A 1,074-nucleotide genomic window follows, 5' to 3' on the forward strand; every position below is an offset into this window, starting at 1 on the left:
GGTATTGGTTTCATCTTCTGAGTATTCGCCCTGGTAGCCCCATCGCCGAGGCCCGGGAGAGTAGCTTCTATTTGGCAGCGGGGCTCCCCAGGCATAGTAGTCCTGGAAGCCTTTGATGCCCCAGCTTCTGGTGTAGTGGGCTACCTGGCGGTAGGTGTTCTGCTGCAGCTCCACCTCATCTGCATACATCACAAATTCAGGGCCGTTGTTTTCCAGCTGGATGAGCACTGTGCCGTCTTCGGGCACTTGGATGAGCTGGCTTTCCAGCTTTACCCAGCTGGCTGTCTGCTGGCTGCTCAGATCGGAGAGCGTGCCTGAGAGCGTGCCTGCGCTGTTGTAGTAGAGCAGCTTGGCTGAGGCCTGGCCGGCTAAGGCTTGCTTGAGCTGCAGGCTCAAAAGCAGGTACTCTCCTTTTTTCACCGGCAGGTCGGTATAGGTGCGTATCTGCAGCAGAGGCTTTCCCTCGCTGCTTTGGCCATAGAGCCTTAGGGCAGTACTGCCCTCAATCCCCTGCTCTTCCACCAGGCTTACCCCTTCGCGCATTACAAAGCCGATGGGTGAGGTAGGCTCAAAGTCAAAGCGGCTGGTTTGGCTTTCGCCGTGTTGCTTTTGGCCATTATAGCTAAACTGGCCTTCCAGGGTGGCGCGTACACTGCCCAGGTGGTCCTTGAGCTCAAAGGTGTAGACTTGCGGGCCGGGCTGGGCGGGGTGCCTTGCGGGGCGATGGAAAAGCTCTGGGTTGCCGAAGCTGTAAAGCTAAAGCCTGCACTTAGGGTCAGGCTGGCGCCTTCCTCATAGCGGTAGGAGGTCCCTGAGTAGCTGCTGATGGTCTGCTGACTGGCAATCTCTTGTGTGCTTTCAAAGGAAGAGCCTTCGGCTACATAGCTTCCCAGCCTTCCGCTGCCATAGATGGGCACTTCGGTCTGCTTCCATTCCGACTCCTGGTTTAATCGCTCATAGAGACTGAGCAGCTGACCGGAGGCATCCCTGACATAGAGGGTCTGCTGGCCGCTGCCATGGTCGGTGCTCAACAGGCGAAAGCCCCTGTCGTCATACTGGTAGCTGTATTTTTTA

Annotated in this window: 2 protein-coding genes; both read right to left on the reverse strand. The window is 57.0% G+C overall.

What is annotated here, in order from left to right; all coding sequences use genetic code 11:
* On the reverse strand, positions 1 to 543 hold a 543-nt coding region (locus ADICEAN_RS20730), incomplete at its 3' end, for a hypothetical protein (RefSeq protein ID WP_040398716.1).
* Positions 543 to 1,074: hypothetical protein (locus ADICEAN_RS22860; protein WP_040398718.1), on the reverse strand; the 532-nt coding region annotated here is incomplete at its 5' end. The genes ADICEAN_RS20730 and ADICEAN_RS22860, both read right to left, overlap by 1 nt.

Source organism: Cesiribacter andamanensis AMV16 (assembly GCF_000348925.1).
Lineage (GTDB): Bacteria > Bacteroidota > Bacteroidia > Cytophagales > Cyclobacteriaceae > Cesiribacter > Cesiribacter andamanensis.